Consider the following 3,610-nt stretch of genomic DNA (forward strand, 5'->3'; position numbering starts at 1 on the left):
TCGTAGCATGTGCCTTTAAGATTTCTTATGTGGCCGAAATGGCTGTTGCCATTAACGTGAATGCCATCCATATTAAACGCCTTGGGATTACCGTAGTTGTAATCAAAAATAATATCTTCAACAGTGAAATAAGACACCTTATCAAGAATTACTGCAAATGAGGCAGGATCTTTAAGTGTTAATGATTTTATAATCAGATTTTTAACATTATAGAATAAAAATCCAAAACCGGCATAACCTGTTTTCTCGTATTCTTTTGTGAAAATGGGATTTTCCAGCTGATTTAAATTATTAAAGTTCCAGATTCCGCCGCAAACTTCTATGTTTCTGCACTCAAAATCCGGGTCATATTCATTAACATGGTCCCAAATCTTACGAACTCTTTCTGCGCGATTTGTAACAGTTTTGTTTTTGAGCATGTAACAGTTTGAGCCGTCAGCAAGCTTGATTTCTGCAAATCTTGGCAGAACAAGTCGGAAATTTGATGGTAGCTCCAGAGGTTTTGAAATAAGATATGATTTTTCAGGAACGGGAAGGCAAACCTCGCAAACACCGCTGTCTATCAATTCCTGAATTGCATTTGTATCGTCATGAACACCGTCACCATATAATTTATACATATTTTTTCCCTCCGTTTGGATATTTTTTATAATGATTCTTTCTCTATCATATCATTTAAATATTGTATGGACCACAAATTAAATTTACACCATTCATCAGGGTTCACAAATGCATCCGTTTCACCTTCAGATATCCTTGCGGCCTTTCCTGATGTATCATTATGCTGCATATGATTTCCCAAAAAAATATCAACCTTTTCTTCGCTGAGCCGTAACATAGATTTTTTAAAATCTTCCCTTAGCGAATAAGGAAGATTATACTTTTTGAGGAATTCACTGCTTAGTGTATTAATCCCCATTCCACCGTGGAGCCCTGCCCGATATATTCTGTCACCGTCTGTAACATTAAAGAAGTATGACATTGTGCCGGGTGTATGTCCCGGTGTTGCAACAGTTTCAATCTTTGTATTCCCAAGCTCAATTATATCTCCATCTTCAATCAGAATATCCGGATCAAAGGTTTCAGAAAATTCCATCCCAAGCTCTTTTGCATAGGAAAGGTCAAGCTTTCCGTTTGCATAATCTTCGTCGGGTCTCCCCAAAAATGTCTTTGCTCCTGTTAATTCAACCAATGCTCTCGTTGCTCCGAAATGGTCTATATGACCATGTGTGTGAACTATGTACTTCAAATCAAGGGGATTAAATCCCAACAGATGTATATTATGAAGTACCAAATACAAAGATTGCTGATATCCTGAGTCAAGCATTATAAGCCCGTCACCTGTATCAATAATATGAGTAGATGCTGCTTCCGTTCCTACAAAATACAAGTTTCCCCATATTCTGAATGGTTTTACATATCCATTCCACCACTTATTCACAAACATCGTCCCCCTCTTTTACAGCATAGTCATTCGCCTTATGATAAAATAAACATTCTGTAGAATTAACAACTCAAACATTCATACATCCAATATGTTAATAACATTTTCGGTTGTAATGCGATTCCAAACGTCGTCGTTTCCTCCAAGATATTTATATTTATCATATAAAACATCAAATACAAATCCTAAATTTTCCACTTGAGTTTTGACATTAAGATTTAAACCATTTTTACTTTTTTCAGCAAAATCACTGTGGATGCAATAATCATTAGAAATCAGTATTTTATCCCCATAACCATCACTGCAAAGTTTTATAATAATTTTTGCTATATCTGACAGTTCATACCCACAACAATGACATTGATCAATCGAAACATAACATCCCAGATTGAGTATTGATTTCAGATAATCATAATCGGGGCGAATTGCCGAATGTCCGATTATTATTTTTTCAACATTTACATCCAGGTCTACAAAAAAATCTATTTGCTCAAATACGCTATTACCTTTATGTTCGCAATGAACATAAAGCGGAAGACCGGTTTCTCTTTGCGCGATACTTACGGCCTTAAGTCTTTTCATAATGTCATTTGTAATCCCCGGATAACCTACAGCACATTTTAAAATACCGGGTTTAATATCTGTCCCTTCTATACCATTCTTACACTCTGATATTAATAACTCAGCAATATAGTATTCATCATTTAATACAAACTCAAAACTCGGAAACCAATAAAACCCGGAAGAAGCAACAATGTGTACACCGGATTTATCCGACACCTTCTTAAGCAATGAAATATCTCTTCCCAAATCAATCGGTGTTCCATCAACAATCAAGCCTATATTATATTTTTTCTTTGCATCGGCAAGAACATTACTTGCATATTCAACAAGAAAATTGCGATCAAGCCATTTTGTGCCAAATGCCTTTATAAAATCGTTTGATGCACAGCTGATATGTTCATGTATTAATGCTTTTCCTAAATTATCCTTTTTAATTTTTCCATTCACCGTTTGAAGCATATCAACTTCCCCTATAAAAAAGATTTAAAAATCTTCAACCCCCTGACCCCCACTCTTGGGGGCATAAAGGTAATCTTTTTTTTGAATAAGCTAATTTGCGCACGTTGCGCGCAAATTCCTATATTATAAAACAAAAATTATTGTAGCAATCACACACAGAACTACACTAATTACTTGTAATTTAGACAAACGTGCTTTATAAACCAACACATCAAAAACTGCCGAAAACACAATCGTTCCTCCTGTTATAATGGGAAATTGTATTGTAGCCGGCAAATTTGATGCACCCACCAATTGCAGAACATATCCCAATCCCGATATAATAGCTGATCCACCTATAACAATCAGTGTTTTTGATATATTTTTTTTAAGGTGTATGTTCTCTTTAGTCAAAAATGGTATTAACAATGCAAAAAATAAGAATCTTGCAGCATTTTTTAAAATAACAAAGCTTTCAGGGTCAACTATATTATGTATTTGTTCTATTTGATGCATTTTGGAAACAATGCTGCAACCACCATTTAATATAAACACCAAAACACATAATAAATAGTATTTAAACGATTGTTTTGCGTTAATTTTGCCACTTTGTGTTATAACGGCCAATATAATAACTATTATTGCAATAAACTTTGATAATGTTATTGTTTCGTTAAGAAAAATCACCCCATAAATGTAAGGGACGACCATTCCTCCCAACATGAGAAACACTGTATATATTGTCATATTTCCCATAGACATGATTTTAAATCCAATCATTGTATAAAATCCTGCAAATAATGTCATAAGAAATGCCATTATTGCCGAATAAACAGTAATATCACATTTGAAACCGTTAAAAGCTAAAAACAGTAACGCTCCTAAAAGACCATTTATACAATTAAAAACTACTCCTGCTTTTATTCCATTACCCTTTTCGATTTGGTAAACCTTGGTTATCGCAAAATTACTTGCATAACTGAATGCTGCTAATAACATTAATAAACTGTAAAACATACTCTCAACTCCCGGTTTCATTATATAATCTTTATGAGAATTTTTTAAGCAAATTACAATATTACGATTATATATTTTAAGTATATTGATTTTATTGCTTGTTTTCAATAACTGTTTTGACTTGTTTTTTAAATATATTGACTTTTA

The 3,610-nt window shown here is 33.8% G+C and carries 4 protein-coding genes; all 4 read right to left on the reverse strand.

Going from position 1 to position 3,610, the window contains the following annotated elements; translation table 11 throughout:
• Positions 1-620 (reverse strand): hypothetical protein (locus ACKI4K_RS10550; RefSeq protein ID WP_407424840.1); only part of this gene is annotated, 620 nt, incomplete at its 3' end.
• A gap of 26 nt (positions 621-646) precedes the next feature.
• Entirely contained in the window at positions 647-1,447 is an 801-nt protein-coding gene (locus ACKI4K_RS10555) for an MBL fold metallo-hydrolase (protein WP_407424841.1), read from the reverse strand.
• Between the two features lie 75 nt (positions 1,448-1,522).
• Complete coding sequence (locus tag ACKI4K_RS10560; protein WP_407424842.1) at positions 1,523-2,467, reverse strand: phosphotriesterase; 945 nt, start codon at positions 2,465-2,467, stop codon at positions 1,523-1,525.
• Between the two features lie 123 nt (positions 2,468-2,590).
• Entirely contained in the window at positions 2,591-3,463 is an 873-nt protein-coding gene (locus ACKI4K_RS10565) for an EamA family transporter (RefSeq protein WP_407424843.1), read from the reverse strand.
• Between the last annotated feature and the right edge of the window lie 147 nt (positions 3,464-3,610).

It is taken from the genome of Methanobrevibacter sp. (genome assembly GCF_045644645.1).
In the GTDB taxonomy this organism is placed as follows: domain Archaea; phylum Methanobacteriota; class Methanobacteria; order Methanobacteriales; family Methanobacteriaceae; genus Methanocatella.

Coding starts and splice junctions, on each gene's coding strand:
- ACKI4K_RS10565 (WP_407424843.1), bottom strand. CDS start 3,463: ATGTTTTACAGTTTATTAATGTTATTAGCAGCATTCAGTTATGCAAGT.
- ACKI4K_RS10560 (WP_407424842.1), bottom strand. CDS start 2,467: ATGCTTCAAACGGTGAATGGAAAAATTAAAAAGGATAATTTAGGAAAA.
- ACKI4K_RS10555 (WP_407424841.1), bottom strand. CDS start 1,447: ATGTTTGTGAATAAGTGGTGGAATGGATATGTAAAACCATTCAGAATA.